Source organism: Chromatium okenii, from assembly GCF_002958735.1.
Lineage (GTDB): Bacteria > Pseudomonadota > Gammaproteobacteria > Chromatiales > Chromatiaceae > Chromatium > Chromatium okenii_A.
Map to the genome: position 1 here is coordinate 258,749 of NZ_PPGH01000035.1, position 26,710 is coordinate 285,458.

At 48.2% G+C, this 26,710-nt stretch carries 21 protein-coding genes, 1 tRNA gene and 3 pseudogenes; 17 read left to right on the forward strand and 8 right to left on the reverse strand.

The features are described from left to right. Positions 1-77: 77 nt before the first annotated feature. Positions 78-1,169, reverse strand: coding sequence for an iron-sulfur cluster carrier protein ApbC (apbC, locus tag CXB77_RS09505; protein ID WP_105073699.1), 1,092 nt, complete (start codon positions 1,167-1,169; stop codon positions 78-80). 192 nt (positions 1,170-1,361) lie between these two features. Between apbC and metG the strand changes: the two are divergent. The 8 genes and pseudogenes from metG (at position 1,362) to CXB77_RS09550 (ending at position 12,417) form a co-directional block, all read left to right on the forward strand. Continuing rightward, positions 1,362-3,400: pseudogene (gene metG / locus CXB77_RS09510) on the forward strand (methionine--tRNA ligase). Between the two features lie 59 nt (positions 3,401-3,459). After that, entirely contained in the window at positions 3,460-4,395 is a 936-nt protein-coding gene (locus CXB77_RS09515) for a NapC/NirT family cytochrome c (protein WP_242445604.1), read from the forward strand. Next, entirely contained in the window at positions 4,392-5,021 is a 630-nt protein-coding gene (locus tag CXB77_RS09520; protein WP_105073700.1) for a cytochrome b/b6 domain-containing protein, read from the forward strand. The genes CXB77_RS09515 and CXB77_RS09520 overlap by 4 nt, the downstream gene beginning before the upstream one ends. Continuing rightward, a complete protein-coding gene (locus CXB77_RS09525; protein ID WP_105073701.1) occupies positions 5,018-7,153 on the forward strand; it encodes a multiheme c-type cytochrome in 2,136 nt (711 codons plus the stop codon). Before CXB77_RS09520 ends, CXB77_RS09525 begins: the two co-directional genes overlap by 4 nt. A gap of 259 nt (positions 7,154-7,412) precedes the next feature. Continuing rightward, positions 7,413-8,807, forward strand: a complete 1,395-nt coding sequence (locus CXB77_RS09535) for a ribulose-bisphosphate carboxylase (RefSeq protein WP_105073703.1) — start codon at positions 7,413-7,415, stop codon at positions 8,805-8,807. Between the two features lie 110 nt (positions 8,808-8,917). After that, positions 8,918-9,724, forward strand: a complete 807-nt coding sequence (locus CXB77_RS09540) for a CbbQ/NirQ/NorQ/GpvN family protein (RefSeq protein ID WP_105073704.1) — start codon at positions 8,918-8,920, stop codon at positions 9,722-9,724. After that, positions 9,717-10,037, forward strand: a complete 321-nt coding sequence (locus CXB77_RS09545; RefSeq protein WP_242445605.1) for a hypothetical protein — start codon at positions 9,717-9,719, stop codon at positions 10,035-10,037. Before CXB77_RS09540 ends, CXB77_RS09545 begins: the two co-directional genes overlap by 8 nt. 115 nt (positions 10,038-10,152) lie before the next feature. After that, positions 10,153-12,417, forward strand: a complete 2,265-nt coding sequence (locus CXB77_RS09550) for a nitric oxide reductase activation protein NorD (RefSeq protein WP_105073705.1) — start codon at positions 10,153-10,155, stop codon at positions 12,415-12,417. Positions 12,418-12,466: 49 nt separating this feature from the next. Here the strand turns inward: CXB77_RS09550 and CXB77_RS09555 are convergent, their stop codons facing one another. Next, positions 12,467-15,361, reverse strand: coding sequence for a class I SAM-dependent DNA methyltransferase (locus tag CXB77_RS09555; protein WP_105073706.1), 2,895 nt, complete (start codon positions 15,359-15,361; stop codon positions 12,467-12,469). Between the two features lie 32 nt (positions 15,362-15,393). On the opposite strand from CXB77_RS09555, the gene CXB77_RS09560 reads away from it, so the two are divergent. Continuing rightward, entirely contained in the window at positions 15,394-15,642 is a 249-nt protein-coding gene (locus CXB77_RS09560; RefSeq protein WP_105073707.1) for a DUF2442 domain-containing protein, read from the forward strand. Between the two features lie 202 nt (positions 15,643-15,844). On the opposite strand, the gene CXB77_RS23080 is transcribed toward CXB77_RS09560, so the two are convergent. The 6 genes from CXB77_RS23080 to CXB77_RS09575 form a co-directional block, all read right to left on the reverse strand. Further along, positions 15,845-15,967, reverse strand: coding sequence for a hypothetical protein (locus tag CXB77_RS23080; protein ID WP_277949387.1), 123 nt, complete (start codon positions 15,965-15,967; stop codon positions 15,845-15,847). A 221-nt stretch (positions 15,968-16,188) separates the two neighbouring features. After that, complete coding sequence (locus tag CXB77_RS09565; RefSeq protein WP_105073708.1) at positions 16,189-16,986, reverse strand: KilA-N domain-containing protein; 798 nt, start codon at positions 16,984-16,986, stop codon at positions 16,189-16,191. A gap of 274 nt (positions 16,987-17,260) precedes the next feature. Then, on the reverse strand, positions 17,261-18,448 hold the full coding sequence (locus CXB77_RS20310) for a class I SAM-dependent DNA methyltransferase (protein ID WP_197711033.1): 1,188 nt from the start codon (positions 18,446-18,448) through the stop codon (positions 17,261-17,263). Positions 18,449-18,527: 79 nt separating this feature from the next. After that, the gene (locus tag CXB77_RS20315) at positions 18,528-18,755 is read right to left on the reverse strand and encodes a class I SAM-dependent DNA methyltransferase (protein ID WP_197711034.1); all 228 of its coding nucleotides are present in this window, start codon (positions 18,753-18,755) and stop codon (positions 18,528-18,530) included. Further along, complete coding sequence (locus tag CXB77_RS20320; protein WP_197711035.1) at positions 18,752-20,158, reverse strand: class I SAM-dependent DNA methyltransferase; 1,407 nt, start codon at positions 20,156-20,158, stop codon at positions 18,752-18,754. Before CXB77_RS20320 ends, CXB77_RS20315 begins: the two co-directional genes overlap by 4 nt. Before the next feature lie 34 nt (positions 20,159-20,192). Beyond that, the gene (locus tag CXB77_RS09575; protein ID WP_105073709.1) at positions 20,193-21,404 is read right to left on the reverse strand and encodes a (Fe-S)-binding protein; all 1,212 of its coding nucleotides are present in this window, start codon (positions 21,402-21,404) and stop codon (positions 20,193-20,195) included. 145 nt (positions 21,405-21,549) lie between these two features. Between CXB77_RS09575 and CXB77_RS09580 the strand changes: the two genes are divergently transcribed. From CXB77_RS09580 to CXB77_RS23775, 8 genes and pseudogenes are all read left to right on the forward strand, one after another. Next, positions 21,550-21,855: a (2Fe-2S) ferredoxin domain-containing protein gene (locus CXB77_RS09580; protein ID WP_105073710.1), complete on the forward strand. Its 306-nt coding sequence runs from the start codon at positions 21,550-21,552 to the stop codon at positions 21,853-21,855. A gap of 152 nt (positions 21,856-22,007) precedes the next feature. Beyond that, positions 22,008-22,445: a 50S ribosomal protein L13 gene (rplM, locus tag CXB77_RS09585; protein WP_105073711.1), complete on the forward strand. Its 438-nt coding sequence runs from the start codon at positions 22,008-22,010 to the stop codon at positions 22,443-22,445. A 10-nt stretch (positions 22,446-22,455) separates the two neighbouring features. Next, complete coding sequence (gene rpsI / locus CXB77_RS09590; protein WP_105073712.1) at positions 22,456-22,845, forward strand: 30S ribosomal protein S9; 390 nt, start codon at positions 22,456-22,458, stop codon at positions 22,843-22,845. Positions 22,846-22,855: 10 nt separating this feature from the next. Then, a tRNA-Gln gene (locus tag CXB77_RS09595) sits at positions 22,856-22,929 on the forward strand. 204 nt (positions 22,930-23,133) lie between these two features. After that, positions 23,134-24,138: a methyl-accepting chemotaxis protein gene (locus tag CXB77_RS21745; protein WP_242445606.1), complete on the forward strand. Its 1,005-nt coding sequence runs from the start codon at positions 23,134-23,136 to the stop codon at positions 24,136-24,138. Continuing rightward, entirely contained in the window at positions 24,135-25,049 is a 915-nt protein-coding gene (locus CXB77_RS21750) for a methyl-accepting chemotaxis protein (protein ID WP_242445607.1), read from the forward strand. The genes CXB77_RS21745 and CXB77_RS21750 overlap by 4 nt, the downstream gene beginning before the upstream one ends. Positions 25,050-25,192: 143 nt before the next feature. Then, positions 25,193-25,492: pseudogene (locus tag CXB77_RS23770) on the forward strand (chemotaxis protein CheW); the annotation flags it as partial. 27 nt (positions 25,493-25,519) lie between these two features. Next, positions 25,520-26,627, forward strand: a pseudogene (locus CXB77_RS23775) (chemotaxis protein CheW). Positions 26,628-26,710 lie beyond the last annotated feature (83 nt).

Genomic DNA, 26,710 nt, shown 5'->3' on the forward strand with positions numbered 1-26,710 from the left:
GATGCAGGCAATAAAAAATCGGCGGTATTCATAATTGAACGCCGCCGATTTTTTTAACGCAGTAAATGTTGCTGCGTTTAATTGTTTTGAATCACGATGCGCGGGAATTTTGCCGCATAATCCTTGGCTTGCAGTGATAATTTCGCCGCAGTTTTGCGGGCAATTTCGCGGTAAATCTCAGCAGCACGAGAATTGGGTTGTGCAATCACTGTCGGTTTGCCGCTATCGGTTTCTTCGCGGATATGTAATTCCAACGGCAATGATCCCAATAAGTCGACGCCGTATTGATCAGACATGCTTTGACCGCCGCCAGTGCCGAAAATCGGCTCCTCGTGACCGCACTTCGAGCAGATGTGTGTGCTCATATTCTCGACGATTCCAAGCACTGGCACTTCAACTTTCTGGAACATTTTCAAGCCTTTCCGCGCATCGAGCAGCGCGATGTCTTGCGGCGTGGTGACGATGATCGCGCCAGATACTGGCACTTTCTGCGCCAGCGTCAACTGGGTATCGCCCGTGCCCGGCGGCAAATCAATCACTAAATAATCGAGATCAGACCAATTCGTATCGTTCAACAACTGCTCCAGCGCCTGCGTCACCATCGGACCGCGCCAGATCATCGGCGTTTCTTCGTCGATCAGAAACCCAATCGACATCGCTTGCAGGTGATAACTCGTCATCGGTTCCAGACTTTTGCCGTCAGTTGACTCCGGTTTGCCGGTGATGCCGAGCATTCGCGGCTGCGACGGGCCATAGATATCGGCGTCGAGAATGCCGACCGTTGCACCTTCAGCAGACAGCGCCAGCGCCAAATTGACCGCAGTTGTAGATTTACCAACGCCACCTTTGCCAGATGCCACAGCGATGATATTCTTAATGTTATCAATCGGTTTGAGCGATTTTTGCACCGAATGTGCTTTAATCTCCCAAGTCACCGTAACCTCAACGTTGCCCACGCCAGCCACGCCCATGACTTTCTCTTTGACTGCTTCGGCAATCGCAGCCTGTATGGTCTTCGCCGGAAAACCCAGCACCACCTTCACCTGCACCTGATCGCCATCAATCACAATATCTTTGATCGCGTGCGCGGCAATCAAATCACGACCCAAATGCGGCTCGCGGTATTCCTTGATCGCGGTTTCAATGGCGTTTTTCGTCAGTTCAGACATTAGATACTCCAATTTGAATAGAAAAGTGAGTCAAACACGCCACAACGATTGCGACGGTAAAACTTGCTGATAACGTGGTAGCAACGCAGCTTAATTCAACCACAGTTGCGCAATTGTCGTTTATTTGCCGTCGTCCATGCGATACTTTCAACCATATTATTGAACGCTTTAAACTGACTGAGACCTCTATCCATGACCTTACCCCGCGATATTCTGATCACCAGCGCCCTGCCGTATGCCAACGGTCCAATTCACATCGGTCATCTTGTTGAATACATTCAAACCGATATTTGGGCGCGTTTTCAAAAGATGCGCGGACACAATTGCTGGTACGTTTGCGCCGATGATGCGCATGGCACACCAATTATGCTCCGCGCTCGGCAAGAAGGCATTACCCCTGAAACGTTAATTGCACGAATTGCCACTGAACATCAGGCGGATTTCGCCGCATTTCGGATTGGTTTTGACAATTATCATTCCACGCATTCACCAGAAAATCAGCACTTTTCTAATCTGATTTATACTCGCAACCGCGATGCCGGTCATATTGTTTGCCGCACCATTACCCAAGCCTACGATCCTATTGAGCAAATGTTTTTACCGGATCGGTTTATTAAAGGTGAATGTCCAAAATGCGGCGCAGCAGATCAATATGGCGACAATTGCGAAGTCTGCGGCGCGAGTTATTCACCGGCTGAATTAAAAATCCACGTTCAGCAGTCTCTGGCGCAGTACCCGAACAGCGTGAATCTGAGCATTATTTTTTCCGGCTGGCTGACTTTGAAACACTGCTCCGTGAATGGACACGCAGCGGCAGTTTACAAAAAGAAGTGGCGAACAAACTTGATGAATGGTTCACCGCTGGCTTGCAGCAATGGGATATTTCTCGTGATGCACCTTATTTCGGTTTTGAAATTCCCGATCATCCGAACAAATTCTTTTATGTGTGGTTGGATGCGCCAATTGGTTATTTAGCCAGCTTTCAAAACCTGTGCGACCGAACTGAAGGATTGAATTTCGAACAGTTTTGGGCAAAAGATTCCATTGCCGAGCTGTATCATTTCATTGGAAAAGACATCATCTATTTCCACGCACTATTCTTTCCGGCAATGCTGCACGGCGCAGGTTTTCGGATTCCCAGCGCCATCTTTGCACACGGCTTTCTCACCGTCGATGGACAAAAGATGTCGAAATCACGCGGCACTTTTATTAAAGCGCGAACCTATCTCGATCATCTCAATCCCGAATATCTGCGCTATTATTTCGCTGCTAAACTCGGCTCTGGTGTCGATGACATTGATTTGAATTTGGAAGATTTCACTGCTCGCGTGAATGCGGATTTGGTTGGCAAGGTGGTTAATATCGCCAGCCGCTGCGCCGGTTTTATTCACAAACAATTCACTGGAAAATTGGCGAATGAATTGGCGCATCCAGCATTATTTGCAGAGTTCATTGCTGCCGGAGACAGCATTGCTGCGGCGTATGAACAGCGCGAATTCAATCGCGCAGTGCGTGAAATCATGGCGCTCGCAGATCGTGCCAATCAATACATTGATGAAAAAGCGCCGTGGGTCATTGCGAAGCAGCCCGAACGTGAAAGTGAATTGCAAGCAGTGTGTTCAATGGGCATCAATCTATTTCGTGTGTTAATTGGTTATTTGCGCCCAATTTTGCCGGGCACCGCTGTCGATTCAGAAGCGTTTTTACAAATTGCGCCGCTCACTTGGTCGGCACTCGCCACGCCATTATTGGCACATAAAATCGCGCCATTTAAACCGCTGATGGTTCGCGTTGATCCCGCACAAATTGCAGCGATGTTGGAGGAATCAAAAGAGGATTTGAGCGCAACTGTAGCGCCAGCGCCCACTGCTAACAATCCGCATTTAATCCGCGATCCAATCGCAGCGCCAATTGATTACGACACATTTGCAAAAACCGATTTACGCATTGCATTAATTCGTGAAGCGAAATTAGTTGCAGGTGCAGATAAATTACTGCAATTAACGCTTGATCTCGGCGGTGAAACGCGCAATGTATTCGCTGGCATTCGTTCAGCGTATGATCCCAAAGAATTAGAAGGACGCTTGACGGTCATGGTCGCTAATCTCGCCCCACGCAAAATGCGTTTTGGCGTTTCCGAGGGAATGGTATTAGCTGCCGGACCGGGTGGTAAAGAATTGTTTATCTTGAGTCCTGATAGCGGTGCAGAGCCGGGGATGAAAGTAAAATAATCCACTTCAAACCCCTTTTTATAAAGGGGTTTCACATCGCTTATTTGGCGGTAAATGGAATGAGATCACAACCGTTTTTTATTAAATTGAATGCTATTCAACAACTGCTCACGGTGTTGATCATTGCTGCGGTGAATCCAGCAATGGCAAATGAATCACCCGCAAAAGATCACAATGCTTGCTTACGGTGTCATGCTATGACAACGTTGGCTTACCGCGATCTTGATCGCAATAAGATCATTAATTTATCCATTGATTCGCAGGCACTCGCGCATTCGGTGCATGGTAAATTATCTTGTGTAGAATGCCATGATGGAGAATTTGATCGCTATCCACACCAAGTTGATGCGCAAAATCCGCCGTTATCCTGTGTTAGTTGCCATGAAGAAAAGGATGATGCAGCGGATCGCCATTATCGGTTTACGACGATTGAAGCCGAATACAAACAGAGCGTCCACGCCACTTCTGATGCACCAGAAGCTGAAGGTTTTAATTGCCATTCTTGCCACAATCCGCATCAATTCCGCGCTTCTCAAGTTGGTGAGCCATTAGCAAACATCATTCACGCTGATAATCAGTTGTGTTTGTCATGTCACGAATTGGCGCGAGCGCGTCATGCTTGGCTACCAAATCAAGAAAAACATTGGCAAGCAGTGCGCTGTCTCGATTGTCATACGCCACTCTCTGAAAACGGTCAGACGGTTTCGCATCAAATCCTGAAAGCCGAAGCTAGCAATCATGATTGCGTGAATTGCCATTCCAAAGATTCCCGCTTGCTCAATCGATTATATCAATACCGTGCTGCGACCAATTTAGAGCATCACGGCTGGATCAATACGGCAGTATTTAATGAGGCTTACGTCGTTGGTATGAGCCGCAGCCCACTACTCGATCGCTTGGCACTGGGCGTGATTGGTCTAACGTTATTGGTATTGCTTGCACACGGCATTGGACGTTATAAAGCATATCAAAAGGTCACGAGGAATCGGACATGATTGCACTCTATCTTTATCCACGCTGGGTGCGCATTTGGCATTGGTTCAATGCGTTGTTATTTGCAGTGATGATGTGGTCTGGGGCGAGTTTACATTTTGCCGGCAGCAGTTGGTTATTAGATTTTTCTGTTGCCAGACCAATGCACAACATCACTGGAATCCTACTGACATTCGGTTGGATTGGTTTCGTGATTGGCAATGTAATGACAGACAACGGTCGGCATTATCGCGTGCACTGGCGCGGTTTTATTGAACGGTTAATCACGCAAGGACGTTATTATGCGGTCGGCATTTTTAATAACGAACCACATCCATTTCATCCTAGCATCGAAGTGAAATTGAACACGTTGCAGCAAACGAGTTATTTGGCGGTAATGTATGGGCTCATGCCGTTGCTTATTCTCAGTGGCGGTGCATTTTTGTTTTCAATGTATTTACCAGAAACACTGTTTGGCTTAGGCAGCGTCTGGGTAGTGGCAATGGCGCATCTTACCGTTGCGTATTGCTTGGCGTTATTCGTTGTGGTGCATCTTTACATCATTACAACTGGCGAAACGGTGACAACCAATTTGCGAGCGATGATCAGCGGTTGGCATCGTGAAACGGAGCAGGAGATAGCAGAATGAAACCGCACATCATGCGCCGCTTCATCGTGATTGTATTGGCTTTATTGACGTTGATATTGATTTACAAAGTTGTTTATCCGCTGGTATTTGAGGCTTACGTCGGCAAAGTGAATGCGCCATTAACCTATTCCAGTAGTCGAGAATTAACGCCAGCAGAATTCGAGATTTTAGCCAAAGAACTCAGCACTGAGGCTCGTCAGCGTAAAGCAGCAGCAATTGTTGCTACGGATCAAACGCCATTGGCGCGGCAAGTGAAAATTGACATGCTGATGAATACGCCATCGGCGATTCGTAATAGTGAACCAAAGCATATTCAGTATTTTCGTGATGCAGATATTCGCCGCTATGATGGGCCAGAAACCTGTTTGCGTTGTCATGCGACCATTCGGATTCAACACGGTGATGGTTCTCATGCGACGGTGGACACGTTGAATGATCTTGTTAATTCGGTGCATTTCAAGTTTCAAAGCGAATCCGGTGGCTTTTCAACCTATGGTTATGATGGGCGGCAAGTGAATAGCGGCGGTCATAAAATTCCAGTTGGTAAAATCAATCGCGCTTGTGGTATTCCCGGCAGCTTTACTTGGACGGGTTGGGCAGCTTTAGTTGCCAGTCATCCTGAACAAAATCATGGCGCGATGACGTTGCGCAGTGAAGGTTGCGGGCAATGTCATATCGGTGGCAATTATCAGCCCGCGACAGAAAAAATGATGCCCATTGGTGATGTGCCCAGTGAGGCAAAAAACGGCATTGATTGCTTGATTTGTCATGCAGCAAATTATGCAATGAATGAACGCTATGTGATTAAAGATGATAAGGGTTTACGGTGGAATCAGGATCGCAGTTTACGCGCTGCATTAACGGTTGAATCAATCAGTTCGGACACCTGTTTGCGTTGTCATCAGCACAATATGGGTGGCGATGCGTATCAGCATAATGCGGCAGCGCAGGAATTGGGTTATATCAATCAACGCATTCTGCATCGCGGAGCAAAACGCGGCAATCCATTTAGTCCAGAAGATGATGTACATGCAGCGGCGGGTATTCAGTGCACCGATTGTCATGTTCCTGAAGGTCATCATATTCCGCGTGGACGTAAAGGCGTTGATTTGGTCGCAAATGATATTCCAACAAAAGATGTGACTTGCGAAAGTTGTCACGGTCAAGCGCCGCACAATCAATCGGAACACAAGGCGCTATTAAATGGTCATATTGCGCGGCTGGCATGTGAAACCTGTCATATCAAAGAGTTGGAAGCAAATAATGTGGTGCTGCGCGATTGGGTGCATCCCACTTGGAATACGGAAGAAGGGATTTTTGAGCCAACCGATATTTATCGTTCTGGTGCACCAGGCAAAGGTTTTATTTTCTTGTGGTTTAATGGCAATGGGACGTTTTTAGCGAATGCACTCGGTAGTAATCCGAATGGTGCGACGACCTATAATCCATTGATGCAGCAGGTGGCGCGAATTACCGATCCAGAGGTGATTGCTGCTGTGCGCAATCAAGCAATAGAACTTAAACAGCGGTATTCCGATATTGATGTTGAGGCTTATGTGGAAATGGCGACCAATCCATTGTCACAATTATCACCGGAATTGTTGGCGAAACGTGAGGCGATGATTGCAAATAATTTGCGTAGCGCGATGATGCAGGGCGAAAGTCGGATTTATCCATTCAAGCTATTTAATGCGATGATGTATGAAGATATGTCAAATCAGGGGCCATTTGGTGCGATGATTTTGCCATTTGATTATGCGCGTTATTATGAAACTGGCGATAGTGCTGCGGCAGTAAAGGTGGCAATTGCTGATCCGATTATTCAGCGCATGTATCAGGAACCATTTAAGCGGTATATGATGGATGAATTCATGGCGTATTTCGGTATCACTGATGGTTGGAAAACTATTTATCCATTGGTGAATGGGCAATTGGTGAATGTCGAGCCGCATTGGATGCGACAAATGGGAACGCTGATGGTCAATCACGGCATTCAAAGCAAAGGGCGGGAGTGCGTTGAATGCCACGCGCCGAATGGAATCATGGATTTTAAGCAGTTGGGTTATTCCACCGAACAGGTGGGAAAACTGGAGCAACTGGATGGGATTGACCTGAACCATAAAACAGATTGATTGCAGCACTAAAAAAACCTCGCCTTGGCGGGGTTTTTATTGCGCCAATCTGTCCCCAGTGAACTGGCTTCTCGCAGCGGGCGGGAACAGCGTTGTGATCGTTGCAGTGTTTAAGAAAATCATCATATACCGCCAAAACTTCTCTATAATCGGTTTTGGATTGGATGCGGAACATGACCAATCCGCGATTGCCGTTTCCCGGCATTCGCTTTTCTTTCAGGGCGATGACGCCCATCACCACAGATAAAGAGACTTTAATATGGCACTTGACCAGTCAGCGCGTTACTCCGACTTGAGCCTGAAAGAAGCCGATCTGATTGCGGGCGGCAACCATATCCTCGTCGCATATAAAATGAAGCCGAAGTCGGGCTATGGCTACTTGGAGGCTGCTACCCATTTTGCAGCCGAATCCTCGACCGGTACCAACGTCGAAGTTTGCACCACTGACGATTTCACCAAGGGCGTCGATGCTCTGGTTTATTACATCGACGAAGCGACTGAGGATATGCGCATCGCTTATCCGCTCGATCTCTTCGACCGCAATATAACCGACGGGCGCATGATGATCGTGTCCTTCCTGACCCTGTGCATTGGCAACAATCAGGGCATGGGCGACATCGAACACGGGCAGATGATTGACTTTTATGTCCCTGATCGCGCCATTCAATTATTCGACGGCCCCGCGAAAGACATCTCCGATCTGTGGCGCATTCTTGGTCGCCCCGTGGTCAATGGCGGCTACATCGCCGGCACCATTATCAAGCCCAAACTTGGTCTGCGTCCTGAGCCATTTGCGGCAGCGGCATATCAATTCTGGCTCGGCGGCGATTTCATCAAGAATGACGAACCGCAGGGCAATCAAACCTTCTGCCCGTCCAAAAAAGTCATTCCGTTGGTGTATGACGCGCTCAAGCGTGCGCAAGACGAAACTGGTGAAGCCAAGCTGTTCTCCGCCAATATCACCGCCGATGATCATTATGAAATGTGCGCTCGCGCTGATTTCATTCTGGAAACCTTTGGCCCCGATGCAGACAAGGTCGCGTTTTTAGTTGATGGCTTTGTCGGCGGCCCCGGCATGATTACCACCGCTCGCCGTCAATATCCTGGTCAATACCTGCATTATCACCGCGCTGGTCACGGCATGATTACTTCGCCATCTTCCAAGCGCGGCTATACCGCATTTGTATTGGCGAAGATTTCCCGTCTGCAAGGCGCGTCCGGTATTCACGTCGGCACGATGGGTTACGGCAAAATGGAAGGCGGCGCGGATGACAAAATCATCGCGTATATGATTGAGCGCGATGAATGCCAAGGACCGGTTTATTTCCAAAAATGGCACGGCATGAAGCCCACTACGCCGATTATTTCTGGCGGCATGAATGCGCTGCGGTTGCCCGGTTTCTTCGAGAATCTGGGTCACGGCAACGTCATCAACACCGCTGGCGGCGGCGCTTACGGTCATATCGACTCCCCAGCAGCGGGCGCAATTTCGTTGCGGCAGTCGTATGAATGCTGGAAAGCTGGCGCGGATCCGATTGAATTTGCGAAGGAACATAAAGAATTCGCACGCGCCTTCACCTCGTTCCCGCACGATGCCGACAAGCTGTTCCCGGGCTGGCGCGATAAGCTCGGCGCAGCGGCTGAACACAAATAAGCCAGTGCGTTAATTGATTCAAAAAGCCTCCGTTTTACGGGGGCTTTTTATTGGGCAACATTCACCCAACTCTCTCTTCACCCCTCATTTTTTAATTCTGAGCTGCCATGATGAATACTGACATCGCGCAATACCAAGTCAAACAGGAACCATTTTATCAACCGCAAGGTAATGAAATCGCGCTGTATGAAGCTGCGTATCAACGCCGTTTACCTGTCATGGTGAAAGGGCCGACTGGCTGCGGCAAATCGCGGTTTATTGAATACATGGCGTGGCGGTTGGGCAAACCGCTGGTCACGGTCGCGTGTAATGAAGATATGACCGCTTCTGATTTAGTGGGGCGTTATCTATTGGATGCGACGGGCACACGCTGGCTGGACGGACCATTAACGATTGCGGCGCGGATTGGCGCGATTTGTTATCTGGATGAAATTGTCGAAGCGCGGCAAGATACAACCGTCGTCATTCATCCGTTGACCGATCATCGCCGCAATTTACCATTGGATAAAAAAGGCGAGGTGGTCACTGCGCATTCTGATTTTCAGCTCGTGATTTCGTATAACCCGGGCTATCAATCGCTGATGAAAGATTTGAAGCAATCGACAAAACAACGTTTTTCCGCCTTGGTATTTGATTATCCGCCGGCTGAATTGGAAGCGCAGATCGTGGCGACTGAAACGGGAATTGGTGCGGAATTGGCGACGGGTTTAGTGAAGATTGCGCTTGCTGCGCGCAATTTGAAAGGGCATGGATTAGATGAAGGAATTTCGACGCGGCTGCTGGTATACGCTGCCAATTTAATAGAGGCTGGAATTGCACCAACTGAAGCCTGCCGCATGGCATTGGTTGATCCAATTACTGATGATGATGATATTCGTGCGACGCTGCATCATGCAATTGATGCGGTGTTTGGATAAGGCGGCAGAAAATAGTGGGCAGTTGTCAGAAAATGTTGTATTGACAACTGCCACTAAACGAACAGCCATAAAACGGAAATGTAATTTTATGAAAAAGCTGAAAACGACAGATGCGTTGCGGTCTGAATATAAAAGGTCTGATTTTGGTGAGCTTGTGCGCGGTAAATATGCGGATCGAATCACAGAAGAATCTAATGTCGTTCTTCTTGAACCGGATATTGCACGAGCATTTCCAAACGATGAAGCGGTCAATAAAGCTCTTCGTTATTTGTTAGAAGTAGCCGAAGTTTCAACTCGTCTGATCAATCGCTAGAGTTTGGTTTTTTTACAACAAAGCCCGCTACAACGAATATCAGATCAATACATAATGATTTAACCAAAACGCCAGCTAATACTGCATCCATCTAACCACTTTTTAGGAGTTTCTAATGTCCGCACTCCTCCCGCTCGCTGCTGCTGAACTCCAACCGTATCGCCAGCAATTGCGCTGCAATTTTCCACAACTCGATCAAGTATTTCCCGATTGCATGGCAGAAGCACAATTGCTATTAAGTGCCACGGGAATTCACGATTATTTACACGGTGCTTCAATTATTTGCGGTATTGGGCGCGGCTTTGAGCCAGTGTTGGTGTATTTAGAAAAGATGCCGCAAGTCGCCGCTGAATTGGGCGAGGAAACATTGGCGCTGGTGTCAGATGCAGTGTGGAAAATGTCGCGCAGTCCAAATGGCAAAGCGATTTTGCCGTTTTTACAAAGCATCGCTGAAGTGTCGCGTCGATTACCGTGTACCGATTTATTCGGGCGTTATATCGATATTATTTTAGATTTTATGGAGCGCACGACCGGATCAATTCATGGTTTTCATACCACCATTCCCAGCCCCAGTTTACCGGATTTATTGGAACAAATTCCATATCTATTGCGCCAATTAACCTGTCACGGCTTGCGCAATTGGATTGATTACGGGCTGCGTCATTATGGTGATCATCCCGAACGCCAGCGCGAGTATTTTAGTTTGCAAGCCGCCGATAGTCGCGCCGTATTACAACGCGAACGGCATGGCACTTTATTTGTCGATCACGAGCGCCAGCTTGATTTATATCTCCGCGCTTTATGGCAAGAACATCAAATGCTCGTGCCTTATTCCGAGGCATTTGATGAATTGCGCAAACCGCTTCCGTATTTCGATGCGCTCGGCGTGCGCGTTCCCGATTGTTATGACGACCGCGCTGGCGTCAGCGGCATTGATCGGTATCGCGCCGTGCTCGCGCATATCGCCGCGCATTGGCGCTGGAGCACGCCGCAGGTCGCGGATAATTTAAGCCCTTTTCAACGGGTTGCGGTTGAAACCTTCGAGGATTGCCGCGTCGATACGCTGGCGCTGCGCGAATATCCCGGCTTGCGGCGCATCCTGTTGGCGCTGCATCCGCATCCCGCCGCCGACGATTGCGACTCGGCGCAGGAGTCGTGTATTCGGCATCGGCTGGCGATGTTTTCTCGCGCTGCGCTTGATCCCAATCACGGTTACGAACAGCCGGAACTACTTGATTTTGTTGCACGATTTCAGGCTGCGTTGGCCGACGGCACAACCTCCAGCACCGCCGAAATCGCCAATCTCGCCATTTCCTACATCGCCCGCACCCGTCGCCAGCAGGATTTGTCTTCTAACGTCTATTTCACCGACACCCACGTCGATTACCGCGACGACAATCGGCATCTGTGGCGCTACATCGAAGAGGGCGATGAAGAGGAAACGTTCGCCGAACGCCAGCCGCAGCGAGCGGATGACATTGAGACTTTGCCGCCGCGTCATTATCCAGAATGGGATTATCAATCAAAGACTTATCGCCCCGATTGGGTCAGTTTGTATGAAGGGTTGCATCCCAGCGGCGATCCGGCATTGATTGATGCGCTGCTTGATAAACATCGGCAATTGGCCAAACGCTTAAAACAAATTCTCGATTTGCTTAAACCGCAGCAATACGTCCGGCTGCGTTATCAAGAAGAAGGCAGCGAATTGGATTTGGATGTCGCAATTCGCTCGCTTATTGATTATCGCGGCGGTGCGACGCCCGATCCGCGTATTAATATGAGTCATCGTCACGACGGGCGCGATATTGCGGTGATGCTATTATTGGATTTGTCGCAATCTATTAACCAGATTCCCGACGGTTGTACGCAGAGCATTTTAGAATTGAGTCAGGAAGCAGTGGCATTATTGGGCTGGGCAATTGATCATCTGGGCGATGAATTCGCCATTGCCGGTTTTTCATCAAATACGCGCCACGAAGTGCGTTATCAACACATTAAAGGCTATAGCGAACGCTGGGACGATCAAGTCAAAGGGCGATTGGCAGCATTAGAAGCGGGTTATTCAACGCGCATGGGTGCGGCATTGCGTCATGCAGCGCATTATTTAAGTGCGCGTAAAGCGGAAAAGAAATTGCTGTTAATTCTCACCGATGGACAGCCGCATGATATTGATGTCACCGATGAACGCTTGTTGATTGAAGACACGCATCAAGCCGTGCAAGAATTGGATCAACAAGGGATTTATACCTATTGCATTAACCTTGATGCGCACGCGGATGAATATGTGCGCGATTGCTTTGGTAATCGGTTTACGGTGATTGATCGCGTGGAGCGGTTGCCAGAAAAATTGCCGCGTTTATTTATGGCGTTGACGAAATAAACCACGCACCCAGCAGTTGAATGATTTTGCGCACACGCACCAAAATTATTTAACTGCTCCGCGCTTTATTGAGTGCCAATAACTGCTGTAAAACTTCGGTTTCGCTCAATTCGTTTGACCAGCCATAAGCTGCGGCAACCGCTTGATCTAATTTGACATGCTCATTCACCAACCACGCCGGTTTTTTATTATACAAATTGGTCAGGGTACGTTGTTTTAATAGCGCCGCGTAAGTTGGTTTGGCAATGATGCGATCAGGATAACCCGCCACCACTTCCGGCACTCGCTCAATCCATTCTGGCGGATTTAACCAATTCTCACGCAATTGATTGAGTTGAAATGCTGCCTCAGCAATAGCGACTGCGTGATCTCGGTATTCTGCTGCAACCGTTGGAATAATTGCGCCGCTGTCTAAAGTTTCAATTCCGCTGCCAGTATCCGCTGGCGTTAAACCCATTGGAAATGGAAAGGTCTCAAAACAAGATTTAGCATTGTAGGTTGGTCTACCACCTTCATTTCCATCACCATGCCATGAGCAGGTTGCTAGTGACCAAATTTGATGAATCTGTGATGATAAAATTCCGAACGTCATATCATCAGATCGCGCAACAATTACTAATCGCGTGTCAGGTAAAACGGTTTTATCTAACCAAACAAAAAACCGATATTTAGCTACTCGCGGAGTGCAAAGATAACGCGACAAGCCGGTTAATGCTTTACGCATTCCAGAACGTGCTTCTTCATGAATCCACCAATTTTTTCGAGTTCTTTCGCGTCTCACCGTATCACGATAGGGTTTGACATTATTTAGTAGATGTTGGAATGGAAACTCATATAAAGCGGCATCAATTTCCGACGTATTGAGACCAAAATCAATGATCCAAGTATCAGATGCTCGACTGGCAATGTCTTTTCCATTGCGCCAAGGTTTAACGACATTACTGGTTGGGAGTCCATGTGGATTAGGAATTGCCAGCCATGATCTTGCGAGATCGCCAGAAATATCAAAAGCACCGTATTTTTTTGTTCCTTCAAAACTAACATTGTTATTTTCAAGCAGTAATTTAGCAGTGGTTAAATTCAATTTTTTATCATTATCGCTCTCCGTTAAGTCAGCATAAATTGCTGCAACTTTTTCGCCATTCAATACTGGCGTTACTTCTGTATTCCCGAAGCAAATCAAACTGACGCGCACCGCAGCGCCGCTGTTAATCCAAGGTTCATCTGACCACGCATTAAAAATGGTCGTTGTTTTACAAATGCGTTCTAATACTTGACGATTTGCCCCTCCGCGAATTGAATTCGTTGACACTAAGCCAGCAGCGTTGGCTTTTTTCGTTTCAATCTGCGACCGCGCTTTTTCAAACCAATACGTTACTAAATCCGCACCTGCGGGAATGCGTCCAGCATAAATAGTTCCCAGCGTTGAAAAATAATCATCACCCAATACGCCGCGCTTTTTACTACCACCCAAAAACGGCGGATTACCAACAATGACATCAGCGGTTGGCCAATTCGGTTCCGAGCCATCTGCATTCACCACTGCATCACGTTGGTCAATGATATTGATGGTTTTCAGAATTGGATTTTTTGCCAATGAAAACCCGTGATTCAGCATCCATTGAATTTCACCAATCCACACCGTCACCCGTGCTAGTTCAGCAGCATAGGAATTTAATTCAATGCCCAGCACGTTTTCTGGCCCAACCAAGGTAAAACTACGCGGCAATCCTAAACGCTCCGCATCTAAAATAACGTCGTGTTCTAAATTCTTCAAACCGCGCAACGCCAATAATAAAAAGTTTCCCGAACCACACGCAGGATCAAGCACTCGAAAATTCTGCAAGCGTTCAAATACTGCTGACAATAATGCTTGCGCAGATTTAATCGTTTTGTTGCGAGTGATTGTAGATTTTGCTGCATCCGCTTTTTTCATTAGCGCCGCAATTTTAATCTTTTGAAGACGCCATTCTTCCCGTAATGGATCGAGCACCACCGGATTAACCAACCGCATAATGGATGCTGGGTCGGTGTAATGCGCACCGAGTTGTTCACGTTGATTAGGATCAAGTCCGCGTTCAAATAACGTGCCGAAAATACTCGGCTCAATGGCAGACCAATTCAACCGCGCCAATTCCCGCAACATTCGCACATCATCGCGGGTTAACGGCAGCGGCGTTACTGCATCAAACAATCCGCCATTAAACCAATCAATTTCTTCAGTACCAAAGAATCCGCCAGTTGCCATCGTATTAAATAAATTGGTGAGCATTAGCGGCAAATGCTCCAAACGCTTCTGCCCGATTTCCAATAACTTGCTAAACGATTTGTTGGGTAATAAACCAATATCTTCAGCAAAAAAACAAAACAGAATTTGCTGGCAAAAATGCGCGATCTGCTGGGTATCGTGACCACGTTGGCGCAAGGTTTGCGCCAATTCACCGAATTGTCGCGCCGCGTTTTCCGTTAATGCTGCAGTGGTGAGCGTTGGGCGCAACCGTTCCGGCTCAGAAAATGCCCATTTTAATAATTGCAATTTGGCGGGAATGCGCAAATCTTCCAACGCCAGCGAATGCACTTTAGAAACCGTACCATTAAATGCCGTATGAATAATAATCCGTTCCATATCGGAAACAATTAGCAGTGGCGGATTTTCCAATGCCGGAGCGTAGCGATGCAGTTGAATAAAAGCATCGTTTAAGTTTTTGCGTTTACCTTTGTATTCCCAACCGAAATGATCGCGTTTCCATACATCCGCCCAACCATCACCGCCAGTGGTTTTCTTCGCTCCCTTTTCAAAGCAATAAAAATCGCCAGTTGGATCAATTGACGCCGGTGTTGGTTCATTTAATAATTGGCACAAATCAAGGAAATGTTCTTGTGCAGCAGAACGTTCTTTTAATGTGGTAGATTGCCATTTGGCAATGAATTCATCTGGAGTCATGGCGTTTAGTCGCTCATTAAAGAGGAATTAATATGTGTATGTTACCCAAAACTGTCCGTATGGATGACAATAATTTATGGGTCGAATTGCACGACGGCAGGACAGTCGGTGTGCCGTTGGCATGGTTTCCGCGTTTGCTGGCGGCAACGCCGGAACAACGCAATGATTTTGAACTTAGTCCCAGAGGAATTCATTGGGATTTACTTGATGAAGATATTGCAATTGCCGGGCTGTTGGCTGGCGTGGGCGATATGACAACGCATCGTTGTAAAGCTGCGTAGATTTCAACATGAATCCGTCAACTGGAATATCAATATTGGTTACACCGCTGAAGGTATTGGTGAGATGACGATTCTGGATGCACAAAAAAGCGGATTGTATCCATTACAGATTGAGCGTGTTCACGCAGAAGCCGCTTGATTTTAACTGCTCCGCGCTTTATTGAGTACCAACAACTGCTGTAAAATTTCAGTTTCGCTCAATTCATTTCCACAGCCACGCTGGTTTTTTGTTATACAAATTGATCAGAATGCGCTCAGGATAACCCACCACAACTTCCGGCACTCGTTCAATCCATTCTGGCAGATTTAACCACTGCTCGCGCAATTAATTTAATTGAAATTCCTTCAAGGTAATGGCAGAGACAGCTATACAGAGCTTTGAGATTTTCATCGGTTTTTAGTAGCGGCAGCATGATGTAATTGCTCGACGCATTGCGCTGATGTGAATGAAAAAGCCCCACAAATGCGGGGCTTTTTTGTGTCTGCGTTTATTCAAAAAATCCCATCAGAAAAAGCCCCCCTTTGAAAAAGGGTGGTTGGGGGGATTTAAAGCGGCAAGGATTGTGGATTGATATACGCTTCCAATCGCGCTAATAACTCAGGAAAACGCTCCACGAAAAACAGCGGCTGCGTCTCGCGGGGATTATTCGGACTGGTTTCATTGCGCCCATATTTCAAACCCTCCTCGGTTAAGCTCCAGAACCATTTAATCGTGTTGCCGGTGCTCTTGCGGGAAAGATGTTCCAGAATGCCCATTGCTTCTAATGCCGGATTGACAGTCTTGGCAACGTGATGAAAAAGCGGACTCCTCATCTCTTTTAATAGCGGAGTGATCGCTCTGACCAGTGGTTCATCGACATAATCAGGAAGAAAATCAGGATTGATTCCTTCTGATTCACTGAGTTTAGCCAGCATCCGAATCTTGCTGGTTTCTGATACGCGCAATGCCCGCATTGCTAATTCAAAAATCTGAATCTTCATTGCTGGCTGATAGGGTAAAGCCGAATTGACGGGTTGCAATGTACCTGTAACAACGGCATCAAAGGTACGAATGACCTTCAAATGAAACGACGGGCTGATCCACATTGCGTAAGCGTAGACCAGCTCCTTGACGACGAAAGTGCCAAGTCCTTGTTTTGCAAAGATAGACGGAATTCCGTCTATCTCGCATTCTTTAGCAAGATCAATCGTTTGCTGATTTTGAAGCCAAGTTGCTGGGCGATTTTTAACCGCACCACCTGAAGCCTTGTGCAGATCGTTCAGGCAATACCGACCTTCGGCATCCCTGTGAATTGTGACATCGTCAATGACGATAGAAGAAAAAGACGGATGTTGCGAAACCATAAAGGCCTCCTTTCAGGTTTTCTCAAAGTAAATGCTTAAAAAATAAGCATCCCGCAGGGGCTTGAGACCGCTGAAAGACGGCGAGTTCATTCGTGAGCATCCTGCTCCTTATTTCACCGCACCCCTACGAAATACCGTTAATCTTGGTGTCGTATTACACACAAAAGTTAGATATAAAAAACCGCTAATTCTCGTGTGCGGGTAACGCTTTCAGGTGTGTCTCAAGCACCTACCAATAGAAAAACACGCCAACAAACCAATGTCAACCACTAAATCAAGCGCATTTTCCCCGCGCCAGATTCAACGCTAATAATCGCTGCAAAATCTCCGCTTCATTCAATTCTGCTGCGTCATTTCCCCAGCCATAAGCTGCTGCGACCGCTTGATCTAATTTGACATGTGCATTCACCAACCACGCCGGTTTTTTATTATACAAATTGGTCAGAGTGCGTTGTTTTAGTTGCGCAGCAAATGCGGGTTTAGCAATGATGCGTTCAGAATAGCCAGCGACAATTTCCGGCTGGCGTTCAATCCATTCTGGCGGATTTAACCAATTCTCACGCAATTGATTGAGTTGAAATGCTGCCTCAGCAATAGCGACTGCGTGATCTCGATATTCAGATTTAACTGTCGGAATGATTGCACCGCTGTCTAAAGTTTTAATTCCACTGCCAGTATTCGCTGGCGTTAATCCAATTGGAAAAGGAAAAGTCTCAAATGTCGTGGTTGGAGTATAGCGCGGATTATTACCTGAACAGTGGTAAGTACACATCCGCAATGTCCATAATTTATGAAAAAGTGAGTGTAAAATGCCAAAGGTGGTGTCATCAGAACGGGTAATTGCTGGAGTTGCGCTGTAAGGTAAAACGCTGACTGGTGCAAATGTAAAAATAAGATGTTTTGCCACCAACGGAGTAATGATGTAGCGCGAAATATCTTTTAACGCTTTTCGCATTCCCGGACGCGCTTCTCCATACTGCCACCAATACTTGCGATGATTATCACGTCGAACGTTGTCACGCACGGGTTTAATACGATCTAAAACATAACCGAATGGCATTTCATACAATGCCGCTGTTTCTTCTGGCATTCCGCAACCAAAATCAATCATCCAAATATCACGATTGCGCCGCACAACATCTAAACCGTTCCAGCCCGGACGTAATACATCACTATTCGGTTTTCCATGTGGATTCGGTGACAACAACCATTTCCGCGCTAAATCACCAGCAATATCAAATTCTCCAACTTGCAATACGCCTTGAAAAGCAACGCCAGCATTTTCAGCCAATGTTTTAGCGCCGGTTAAATCCGACATTGCTTCATTTGTGCTAGCTGTCAAATCTGCATAAATTGCTGCAACTTTTTCATTATTCAACACTGGTGTTAATTCTGTATTCCCGAAGCAAATCAAACTGACGCGCACCGCAGCGCCGCTGTTAATCCAAGGCTCATCTGACACGCATTAAAAATGGTCGTCGTTGCACAAATGCGTTCCAATACTTGACGATTTGCTCCACCACGAATTGAGTTGGTTGATACTAAACCAGCAGCGTTGGCTTTTCCCATTTCAATCTGCGCCGCGCCTTTTCAAACCAATACGTCACCAAATCCGCACCGCCCGGAATGCGTCCCTGATAACAATTGCGCAGTCGTTTGACGTATTCATCGCCCATTGCGCCGAGCATTCGTTTATCACCTAAAAACGGTGGATTGCCGATAATGACATCAGCATCTGGCCAATTCGGTTCCGAACCATCTGCATTCACCACTGCATCACGTTGGTCAATGATATTGATGTTTTCAGAATTGGATTTTTTGCCAATGAAAACCCGTGATTCAGCATCCATTGAATTTCACCAATCCACACCGTCACCTGCGCTAATTCAGCAGCATAGGAATTCAATTCAATGCCCAGCACGTTTTCCGGCCCGACCGATATAAAGCTGCGCGGCAATCCTAAACGCTCAGATTCTAAAATTACCTCGTGTTCCAAATCTTTCAATCCGCGCAATGCCAATAATAAAAAGTTTCCAGAACCGCAAGCTGGATCAAGGACGCGAAAATTTCGCAACCGTTCAAATACCGTTGATAGCAATGCTTGCGCAGATTTAATCGTTTTATTACGAGTGATTGTAGATTTTGCTGCATCCGCTTTTTCCATTAACGCAGTAATTTCAATCTGTTGCAGACGCCATTCTTCGCGCAATGGATCAAGCACTACTGGATTGACCAGCCGCATAATTGAAGCCGGATCAGTATAATGCGCACCGAGTTGTTCACGTTGATTGGGATCCAATCCGCGCTCGAATAAGGTGCCAAAAATACTCGGTTCAATCGCTGACCAATTTAACTGCGCCAATTCCCGCAAAATTCGCACATCATTGGGGGTTAATGGCAGCGGCGTTGCTGCATCAAATAATCCGCCATTAAACCAATCAACCGGATCATTCCCAAAGAATCCGCCAGTTGCCATTGTATTAAATAAATTGGTGAGCGTTTGCGGCAAATGTTCCAAACGCTTCTGCCCGTTTTTCAATAATTCACTAAACAATTTATTTGGCAATAAACCAATATCTTCAGCGAAAAAACAAAAGAGAATTTGCTGGCAAAAATGCGCGACCTGTTGGGTATTATGACCACGTTCGCATAATGTTTGCGCCAATTGACCAAATTGTCGCGCTGCCTTTTCCGTTAATGCCGCAGTGGTGAGCGTAGGGCGCAACCGCTCTGGCTCAGAAAAGACCCATTTTAATAATTGCAATTTGGCGGGAATGCGCAAATCTTCCAACGCCAGCGAATGCACTTTAGGCACTGTACCATTAAATGCCGTGTGAATAATAATCCGTTCCATATCGGAAACAATCAGCAGCGGCGGATTTTCTAATGCCGGAGCGTAGCGATGCAGTTGGACAAATGCTTCATTCAAATTTTTGCGTTTGCCTTTATATTCCCAACCGAAATGATCGCGTTTCCACACATCCGCCCAACCATCACCGCCAGTGGTTTTCTTTGCGCCACGCTCAAAACAATAAAACTCGCCAGTTGGGTCAATTGATGCCGGTGTTGGTTCATTTAATAATTGGCACAAATCAAGGAAATGTTCTTGTGCAGCAGAGCGTTCTTTTAATGTGGCAGCTTGCCATTTAGCAATGAATTCATCTGGAGTCATGGCGTTTAGTTGCTCACAAGAAAAGGATGATGGTTTATTGATCGTGATCCAATTGCTGCGCAAGTAATTCAACGGGATGACACACTTCAACGGCTAATCCCATTTCACGCAATCCCGCTGCAATATGTAATGCGCAACCAGCATTAGTAGTAATGAGATAAGTTGGCGCGAATGCCGCAATTGCGATGAGTTTGTCATTCAATAGCGCAGTTGCCATCTCTGGCTGTTGCAATAAATAAGTGCCAGCCGCGCCGCAACAGCGGTCATTGCCGGGCAACGGGATAATTTCCAATTCAGGAATACGTGCCAGCAATTGATAAACCGCAGCATTACCGCCGAGCAAATTGCGGTGTGAACAGGGTTCGTGCACGAGAACGCGCTGTGGCAATGGTTTGATTTTTAGGGTTTTTGGCCAAGAAACTTGATCTAAAAATGCGCAAATTTCGGTGGTGTGTTGCAGTGCTGGAGAGGTGCGCAATTCCGCGACGCAGGCGCTGGTGAGTCCGATCAGTTGCTGCGCAGCGTGGCGCTCGGCGCAGTTGGCGAGATGCGCAGCGGCGGCGGCGGGATAACCGTTGTGCCGCAACAGTGCGCCGCAGCAGGCGGATTTTGTGGAGGTGTTTATCGGCAAACCCAGCCGTTCGCACACGCGGAGCGCAGCGACGATTACCGCACCTTGGGCGCTGGCATCCATGCAGCCGATGAATAATTCCAACGCAGCATTTGGTGCGGAATGCGGCGCGAGGCGGCGGGCGGTGAAACTCAATGCGGTTGCCATGCGGTGATAGGGTCGCAGTGCGGAAAGACGCGCCAATCCGCTGCGTTCGCTCAAACTTGCAACGCCGCTGGTGCGGTAAACGCTGGCGATTTGACCAATTAAATCAGTGATATGACGCTGTGATAACGCAGCCAACCAGCCGTACTGCAACCAGCGTCGCCATGCAGGTAACGCAGCGATGCGGTGCGCTTTGGCGGCATCGGCGAGTTGACCGTAAGCAACCAATGATGGGCAAGCTGCTTCACAAGCGCGGCAGCCTAAACAGCCATCAAGATGCGCGATGAGTGGCGCAGTCAACGCGAGATTTCCCGTTAACCAGCCTTGAATCAATGCGATACGTCCACGCGGAGAATCTGCTTCATGGCGAGTTTGTTCATACGTTGGACACACGGGCAAACATAGCCCACATTTCACGCATTGATCAGCGAGACGCAGCATGTCCTGCGGAGAAATTGATTGAACCTTCATAGATGATAATGGATAAAAACGGACGGGATAATGCGATGAATGGCGGTTAAGTGTACGCGAATCGTTGAATTGATTAGCACTGCATTGAGTGTTGCAGTGTTGAATCGCTATATTAAATGTTCGCTAACTTTCGAGACCTAACGCGATGTCGTTTTATCGTCACCATGTGTTTTTCTGTACCAATCAGCGCGAACCAGATTGTGTCTGTTGTGGTCTAGCGAATGCTTCGGCGCTGCGTGATTATTTCAAACAAAAGGTGAAGGCACTGAAGCTGGAGGGAATACGCATCAATTCAGCAGGATGTTTGAACCGCTGCGCACTGGGACCGGTGATTGTGGTTTATCCCGAAGCAGTGTGGTATCGCTATGCAACAGTTGATGATCTCGACGAAATTTTGCATGAGCATCTCATTCATGGACGTCCCGTTGAGCGTCTCAAACTGCCGGATTAGATCGGATTGCGCAACAGTTTTTCGGAACCTGATGCTTGTCTTGATAAAAATGATCACGTAACATGCGCGATCTTTCTCGACCCAGAAATTCATATTTTTAAGGTCTGTACACCCAAATTTTAGTGGTGAACAGTCCTCTCGGAGCCTAGATCATGACGACGACTGTTAGCGCCAAACCCGCCGAGGTTCGCCGCGCCTGGTATCTGGTTGACGCCGATGGTAAGACCCTCGGGCGGTTAGCAAGTGAGCTGGCACTGCGTTTGCGCGGCAAGCATAAACCGCAGTACACGCCTCACGTTGACACCGGGGATTATCTTGTTGTTGTGAATGCGGAAAAAATTCGGGTAACCGGAAACAAACTCCAAGACAAGATGTATTACCGTCACACCGGTTATGTTGGCAACCTGAAATCTACCAATCTCGCTAAGTTGCTTGAAACCACACCCGAACGCGCTATTCAACTGGCAGTAAAGGGAATGTTGCCACGCGGACCGCTTGGTCGTGCGATGTTCCGCAAACTGCGTGTTTACGCCGGGCCAGAACATGGTCATCAGGCACAACAGCCCCAAGTTCTCGATCTCAACGTTTAGGAATTGACGCATGTCGGAGACGCAACACGCAATCGGCCGTCGTAAGACTTCCGCCGCACGAGTTTTCTTATCGGTTGGCTCAGGTACGATCACAGTCAACAACCGTCCGTTGGATCAATTTTTCGGTCGTGAAACAGCGCGGATGGTCGTCCGTCAGCCGCTGGTCACTGCTGGATTAGTTGATCGCGTTGACATCAAGGTGACAGTCACTGGCGGCGGTAATACCGGACAAGCTGGCGCAATCCGTCACGGTATCGCCCGCGCTTTGGTCATTTATGACGAAAATCTTCGTTCACCGATGCGCCGTGCTGGTTTCCTAACCCGCGATGCGCGTGAAGTAGAACGTAAGAAAGTCGGTCTGCATAAAGCCCGTAAGCGTCCACAGTTCTCGAAACGTTAAACGGTTTCCTTGGGGGATCGTCTAGCGGCAGGACAGCGGACTCTGACTCCGCTAACCTAGGTTCGAATCCTAGTCCCCCAGCCAAACAAAAAGCGCCTAACTTAATAGTTAGGCGCTTTTTTTGTGAGCTATGATCAGTTTTGCCGTGAACACAATTTTGGTTTGCGCCACCCAGCAATCACAAAGCACAATTGCCACGAAATTTTAGTCAGTCTATTCAGCGCAACTGTCTTTATTTTGTGCTATTCAGGATCATGCAAACGACGTATCTGAGCTCAGGACACCACTATGGCACTCGTCAAGAAAACTGGTCTTTCTGCATCCACAACATCCACCGAAACGCGCTCTAGTGCTGCAACTACCCGCGAAGCCGAGGCGCAGCGTAAACGCGCCCGTACGCTCGCCAAGCAGCAACAGGCTGCCGAGCGTGTGGCCTCCGCTACCGCGCAATTAGCTTCTGGAATCAATGAAGCAGCTTCTGCTGCCGAAGAACTCAAACGTTCGGCGGATCAAATTGCCACCGGTGCTGAAGAAGCCTCTGGTGCCGCACAAGAATCGCTCGCTGCGTTTAAGCAAGTTGGCACGGCACTTGGACGACAACTGGACAGCGCCATACAAGCACAGACCAAAGTTGATGCGACGCAGGCATTGATCACGCGGGTAAGCGGCGACGTGATCAGTCTCATTACCAACGTTGGTTTTTCGGCACAGCGACAAACCGATTCCGTGAAAATGGTCGCCGAACTCGAACAGCAAGCCGCGAACATCGGCGACATTGTGAAAGCGGTTGCACGCATCGCCGATCAAACCAATTTGCTGGCGCTGAATGCGGCGATTGAAGCAGCGCGAGCTGGCAAACATGGCAAAGGTTTTGCCGTGGTCGCTGATGAAGTACGCACACTTGCGGAAACTTCCGAAAAAAGTGCTAAACAAATTCAAGACCTTGTGGCGCAGATTCAATCAGAAGTGCAGACCATTTCTGATGGCATCAACACTTCTGCGGCCAAAGTTCAGGCAGAAGTTGATAACGGAAGAACCATCAACAATCAGCTTGACCAGATTCGCCTTGATGCAATTGAAGTTGCACGCGGCGTTCAAGAAATCGCCACGACTGCGCAGCAATCCAATGCCGCTGCACATCAAGCGTTAAAAGGCACGGAAGAAATTGCGGCGGCGGCTGAAGAACAATCCGCTGCCTCCGAGAATCGGTCAAAACCGTTGCCGAACAAACGCAAGCCCTCACTGAATGCGAACAGGCAGCACAGAATCTGTCTGAATTGGCGGAAGAATTGAAGAATTCGACTGACATCGCCAAAAGTGCCGAAGAGGTCGCATCGGCCGCCGAGGAGCTGTCTTCGGCAGTGCAGGAAATCAACCGTTCTGGCGGGCAAATTATGACTGCCGTGGAGCAGATTCGGAAAAGTGCTCAGGTGCAGGCTTCGGCAACTGAGGAATCTGCGGCGGCGATTACGCAAATTGAGAAGGGTTTAGAAATTGCGCTGGCGCGGGCGCGATTGGCGAATGAAAAAGTGCAGGCGATTCGAGCATTACTTGGTACTAACAAAAGCAGTATTGAGTCATTGATTGCTGGCGTCTCTGAATCGGTGGTCGTGTCGCGCTCAAATTTCAAACAAATAAAAGGTTTGGAATTAGTTTCACGGCGAATTGATAAAATCGTTGACGCAATTACTACGGTCTCAATTCAAACCAACATGCTGGCAGTCAACGGTTCAATTGAAGCAGCACGCGCTGGTGAATTCGGTAAAGGATTTGTCGTCGTTGCTACTGATATTCGCAATTTGGCGCACGATTCAGCCGAGAATGCCGATCGCATTAAAGATTTAGTGAAAGCAGTTCAGGATCAAATTGGCATCGTTGGGCGTGATTTAGAAGAAATTATTTCTTCAGCGAGTGCGGAGACCGAAAAAGCTAAAGTCATTACCAGCGGTCTTATTACCATCGAAACCGATGTCAGTTTGATTGAACAGGGCACGAATGAAATTCTCAATGCCGCTGGCGAAATTGCTGCGGCAATTGCGCAGATTAAAACCGGTGTTGATCAGATTTCTGCTGCGGCACAAGAAGCAGAAAAAGCAGCGGGAGAATCTGCTGCTGCGGCGAAACAACAGTCGCAAGGCGCAGAAGAATTAGCGGCTGCTATTGAGGAAATCGCCTCACTCGCTGACGAATTGCAAAGCGCCTGAACGTCATCGCCGGTACGCAGGAGCGAATCAATATGAGCAATGAACAGGTCGAATCTCAGCGCGATAACGCCGCGCCAGAGCGCGAGGCAGACATTCGGCAATTCGTGATTTTCATGTGCGATAGCGAGGTTTTCGCGGTCGATATGACGCCAGTGCAGGAAATCATTCGCGTACCGGACGTGGTGCGCGTGCCGCTCGCGCCAGCCACGCTGGAGGGTTTGGCGAATCTGCGTGGAAAGGTGTTACCAATCATCAGTTTGCGCCGATTATTTGGGTTTGCAGAGTGTGCTAACGATGATGCCACCCGTGCGCTGGTGATTGATCTCGGTCAACCGCTGGGTTTCGTGGTGGATCGAGTGCACAGCGTCGTGGGCGTGGAGCTGGGACGCATTGAAAGTGTGGACACGCTCACTGCGACCGTGAGAACCGATTTGTTATCGGGAATTCTCAAGGATGTCGGCGGCTATCCGATGGTGCTGGATTTTGAGCGGCTGATTCGTACTGAATTTGCAGCGATTGCGGCATTGACGCGCAAACAGAGCGGCGGCGGATTTGGCGCAGCAACCGGCATTGATGCTGAAGACGATGAAGCGGCGACTGACGAATTGCAGCTGGTCAGTTTTGAAGTTGCCGAGCAGGAATATGCGATTCCGATTGAGAATGTGCAGGAGATCGTGCAATTTCCTGAACAGATCGTGCACGTTCCGCGTTCTGAAGCGCATGTGCTGGGCGTGATGACGCTGCGCAATCGGTTATTGCCGCTGGTGTCGCTGCGCTGCCTTTTGAATTGCCGACGCAGGTCGCAGATGAACGCAGCCGAATTGTGGTCGTGCGGCTCGGCGAATTGTCAGTCGGGCTGGCAATGGACAGCGTGAATGAAGTATTGCGCGTGCCTCGGTCGGCAGTGGACACCATGCCCAAGCTGCTGGCGCGTCACGGCGATCTCTCTGATATTACTGAAATTTGCCGACTTGATGCTGGGCGGCGACTGGTGTCGATCATTTCCACTGACCACCTGTTTCGCCATTCATCCATTCAGGAGGCGCTCACCAGCGTTGCCGCCATGCACGATGACACGCAGTTAGACAATGATGTAGACAGCGACGATCAAACTGATGATGAAGAACAGGTCGTGGTGTTTCGGCTCGACAAGGAAGAATTCGGCGTACCGATTGAAAGTGTTCAGGAAATTGTGCGCATTCCCGACGAACTGACGCATGTCCCCAAAGCGCCGAACTTTGTCGAAGGCGTGATCAATCTGCGCGGTTCCGTGTTGCCGGTAATTGACCAACGACGGCGGCTGGGACTGCCGACGTTGAGCGCAATGATCGGCAGCGCATCATGGTGTTTTTACTTGACGGTGTGCGCACTGGGTTTATTGTTGATTCGGTGGCGGAAGTATTGAAAATTCCCAAAGCCGCAATTGAAAGTGCGCCGCATTTATCGCCAGAACAAACCCGGTTAATTGCACGGGTTGCCAATTTGGAACAGCAAAAACGCATGATCCAGTTAATTGAACCCGCGCATTTAATCGCTGCGGAACAGCGTGAAGAAATGGCGGCGTTGAATAAGGTTTGAACATAATCGGCATGACGCAATTGATTTGATTGGCAGTTAGCAGTTTTCAATTGTCTGCGGGAAACACGATGTGTCACTGCCAA

What these genes read in the sequence shown, in the direction of transcription:
- apbC (WP_105073699.1), bottom strand. Translation starts at nt 1,169, where the DNA reads ATGTCTGAACTGACGAAAAACGCCATTGAAACCGCGATCAAGGAATAC.
- CXB77_RS09515 (WP_242445604.1), top strand. Translation starts at nt 3,460, where the DNA reads ATGAGATCACAACCGTTTTTTATTAAATTGAATGCTATTCAACAACTG.
- CXB77_RS09520 (WP_105073700.1), top strand. Translation starts at nt 4,392, where the DNA reads ATGATTGCACTCTATCTTTATCCACGCTGGGTGCGCATTTGGCATTGG.
- CXB77_RS09525 (WP_105073701.1), top strand. Translation starts at nt 5,018, where the DNA reads ATGAAACCGCACATCATGCGCCGCTTCATCGTGATTGTATTGGCTTTA.
- CXB77_RS09535 (WP_105073703.1), top strand. Translation starts at nt 7,413, where the DNA reads ATGGCACTTGACCAGTCAGCGCGTTACTCCGACTTGAGCCTGAAAGAA.
- CXB77_RS09540 (WP_105073704.1), top strand. Translation starts at nt 8,918, where the DNA reads ATGAATACTGACATCGCGCAATACCAAGTCAAACAGGAACCATTTTAT.
- CXB77_RS09550 (WP_105073705.1), top strand. Translation starts at nt 10,153, where the DNA reads ATGTCCGCACTCCTCCCGCTCGCTGCTGCTGAACTCCAACCGTATCGC.
- CXB77_RS09555 (WP_105073706.1), bottom strand. Translation starts at nt 15,361, where the DNA reads ATGACTCCAGATGAATTCATTGCCAAATGGCAATCTACCACATTAAAA.
- CXB77_RS09560 (WP_105073707.1), top strand. Translation starts at nt 15,394, where the DNA reads ATGTGTATGTTACCCAAAACTGTCCGTATGGATGACAATAATTTATGG.
- CXB77_RS09565 (WP_105073708.1), bottom strand. Translation starts at nt 16,986, where the DNA reads ATGGTTTCGCAACATCCGTCTTTTTCTTCTATCGTCATTGACGATGTC.
- CXB77_RS20320 (WP_197711035.1), bottom strand. Translation starts at nt 20,158, where the DNA reads ATGACTCCAGATGAATTCATTGCTAAATGGCAAGCTGCCACATTAAAA.
- CXB77_RS09575 (WP_105073709.1), bottom strand. Translation starts at nt 21,404, where the DNA reads ATGAAGGTTCAATCAATTTCTCCGCAGGACATGCTGCGTCTCGCTGAT.
- CXB77_RS09580 (WP_105073710.1), top strand. Translation starts at nt 21,550, where the DNA reads ATGTCGTTTTATCGTCACCATGTGTTTTTCTGTACCAATCAGCGCGAA.
- rplM (WP_105073711.1), top strand. Translation starts at nt 22,008, where the DNA reads ATGACGACGACTGTTAGCGCCAAACCCGCCGAGGTTCGCCGCGCCTGG.
- rpsI (WP_105073712.1), top strand. Translation starts at nt 22,456, where the DNA reads ATGTCGGAGACGCAACACGCAATCGGCCGTCGTAAGACTTCCGCCGCA.
- CXB77_RS21745 (WP_242445606.1), top strand. Translation starts at nt 23,134, where the DNA reads ATGGCACTCGTCAAGAAAACTGGTCTTTCTGCATCCACAACATCCACC.